The sequence below is a fragment of the Prosthecobacter sp. genome (assembly GCF_046154365.1).
In the GTDB taxonomy this organism is placed as follows: domain Bacteria; phylum Verrucomicrobiota; class Verrucomicrobiia; order Verrucomicrobiales; family Verrucomicrobiaceae; genus Prosthecobacter.
This window is the reverse complement of sequence record NZ_JBJXFV010000190.1, coordinates 1-2729: the sequence shown is the minus strand read 5'-3', so window position 1 is coordinate 2729 and position 2729 is coordinate 1. Positions and strand designations below refer to the sequence as shown.

General features: G+C 60.3%; 2 protein-coding genes. Both read left to right on the top strand.

Annotated elements, in window-relative coordinates; all coding sequences use genetic code 11:
• Nucleotides 1–57: 57 nt before the first annotated feature.
• Nucleotides 58–807, top strand: a complete 750-nt coding sequence (locus ACKVY0_RS25010) for a YebC/PmpR family DNA-binding transcriptional regulator (protein ID WP_409217591.1) — start codon at nucleotides 58–60, stop codon at nucleotides 805–807.
• Between the two features lie 21 nt (nucleotides 808–828).
• The gene (rho, locus tag ACKVY0_RS25005; protein WP_409217590.1) at nucleotides 829–2544 is read left to right on the top strand and encodes a transcription termination factor Rho; all 1716 of its coding nucleotides are present in this window, start codon (nucleotides 829–831) and stop codon (nucleotides 2542–2544) included.
• The last annotated feature ends 185 nt before the right edge of the window (nucleotides 2545–2729 follow it).

Sequence of the window (2729 nt, the reverse complement as noted above, 5' to 3'; positions counted from 1 at the left end):
TCATCGTGCGGATTTCTCCCGGTTGGGCACCATCCCCCACTCCCCAGTACAGCAGTCATGGCAGGTCACAACAAGTGGTCAAAGATCAAGCGCAGCAAAGCTGTGATCGACGCCAAGCGCGGCGGCGTCTTCTCGAAGATGTCGAAGGAAATCACCATCGCCGCGAAGCACGGCGGCGGCAGCACCGACCTCAACGCCCGCCTCCGCAGCGCCGTCATCGCCGCGAAAGCGGCCAACGTCCCCAATGACAACATCGACCGCGCCATCAAAAAAGGCACCGGTGAACTCGCGGGAGCACAGCTCGAAGAAATCCTTTATGAGGCCTACGCGCCCGGTGGCGTCGCCATGATGATCGAAATCGTCACCGACAATCGCAACCGTTCCGCCAACGACATCCGCGTACTCCTTTCCAAAAACAACGGCACCTTCGCCGACTCCGGCAGCGTGGCTTATCTCTTCAAGCGGCGCGGCGAAATCCGCCTCGACAAGGCCGCCGCCACTGAAGATCAGGTCATGGAGCACGCGCTCGAAGCCGGTGCCGAAGACATTCAGGAGGAAGGCGATGACTGGGTTGTCTATTCCGCCACCGACCAGCTTTTTCAGGTGGCAGGAATCTTGCGTGAAAAAGGCCTCCCTTCGCGCACACAGAACCTCATCTACCAGCCGCAGACCACCGTCACCATCAGTGATGTGGACACGGCCAAGTCGCTGATCCGCCTCTACGACCTGCTCGACGACTACGACGACTCACAGCACATCCACGCCAATTTCGAAATCGACGACGCCATCGCCGACCAGCTCGCCTAATCCCCCTTTTCCTTTCCATTTATGCCCGAAGAACTCATCGCCGAGGTCGAAGAAACCAAGCCCAAGCGCAAAGCCCCGGCCAAGAAAGCCGTTGCTAAAAAAGCTGCTGTGAAAAAGCCTGCGACCAAAGTAGCACGCAAAACCACGAAGAAGCAGACCGCTGACGCCGAAGCTCTCGAAGTCGAAGCAACTCCTGCACCCGTGGCTGAAGCCGCTGCCCCTGTCATGGAGATGCCGACACCCGTGGCTGAAGTTGCTCCTCCAATCGTCGAAACCCAGCCCGCTGAACCTGTTGCCGCAGAATCGGCTCCCGCAGTTGAACCGCGTAGCGAAAATCGCGCGCCACAGGCTTCCAACAACGATCCCAGCGCCCCGCGTCACGTTCCTCTCGATGACAACGGCCAGCCACGCCCGATGACGGCCAAGGAACGCCGCAAGATGAAGTTCGAGCGCTGGAAGCAGCGCCGGGCGGAACGTCGCGGAGGTGGCGGCGGTGATCGTGGCGAGCGCACTGAACGCGACCCGAATCAACCGCAGCAGAACGGTAGCGGCGAACGCGAACGCGAACACCCTGCCAGCAACACCGGCCACAGCCAGCGCCATGAGCCCCCGCAGGAAGTGCCGCTCGGCCCGCCGGAACCTGCGAATGGCATTCTCGAAATGTCGCCGAAGGGCTACGGCTTCCTGCGCCAAAAAGATCGCTCTTACGCGCAGCATCCACTCGATGCCTTCATCCCGCCTGAGTTCATCCGCAAATACGGTCTGCGTGAGGGTATGCTCATCGCCGGCGTGCAGTGCAAAGGCGGCCGTGGCGCACAAGTTACCGAAGTCACCGAGGTCAATGGGCGCAATCCGCAGGCCATGCGTGATCTGCCGTTGTTCGAAGAACTCAAGGCCATCAATCCCAACAAGCGCTACCAGCTTGAAACCACCAGGGACCGCCTCACCACCCGTGTCATCGACATGATGACGCCCGTGGGTCGCGGTCAGCGCGGTTTGATTGTCGCCCCGCCGCGTGCGGGCAAGACCACCATCCTCCAACACATCGCCGAGGCCGTCGTCGAGAACCATCCCGGCACGCATCTCATGATCCTGCTCGTCGATGAGCGCCCGGAAGAAGTCACCGAGTTCAAACGCATCCTGCCGCAGGCCGAAATCTTCGCCAGCAACAACGACCAGGACGTGAAAAACCACACGCGCATCGCCGCGTTCGCCATCGAGCGTGCCAAGCGCCTCGTTGAGTGCGGTGACCACGTCTTCATGCTCATGGATTCCATCACCCGCATGGCCCGTGCCTTCAACAACACCGCCAAAAGCGGCGCCACCATGAGCGGTGGTGTCGGCGTCGGTGCATTGGAGATTCCGCGGCGTCTGTTCGCCGCTGCGCGCAACACGCGCACCGCCGGCTCGCTCACCATCCTCGGCACCGCGCTCGTCGAAACCGGCAGCCGCATGGACGACCTCATCTTCCAGGAGTTCAAAGGCACCGGCAACATGGAACTCGTGCTCGACCGCCGCATCGCCGAGCAATTCGTCTTTCCCGCCGTGAACATCTTCAAGTCCGGCACCCGCCGTGAGGAACTGCTGCTGCAAACCTTCCAGCTCGACAAGATTCACATGCTGCGTCGCGGCCTCGCCGGCCACAAGCCCATCGAAGCCATCCAGCGCGTCATCTCCCTGCTCGAACGCTACCCCAGCAACGCCCAGATGCTCGTCGATCTGCCCAGCAAGACCTAGCGTCTAGATCCTCGATCCTAGATTCCAGCATCCAGCATCCAGCATCCAGCATCCAGCATCCAGCATCCAGCTTCCAGCATCCAGTATCCAGCATCTAACTCCCCATCGCCAGAATAACATCAAATTCTTCAGGAAGAATAGATACTACGGAGAGACGATTTAGTCGCAACATTTGAATGTCTTTT

Excerpts from the sequence above, each read along its gene's own strand:
- ACKVY0_RS25010 (WP_409217591.1), top strand. The coding sequence starts at position 58 with ATGGCAGGTCACAACAAGTGGTCAAAGATCAAGCGCAGCAAAGCTGTG.
- rho (WP_409217590.1), top strand. The coding sequence starts at position 829 with ATGCCCGAAGAACTCATCGCCGAGGTCGAAGAAACCAAGCCCAAGCGC.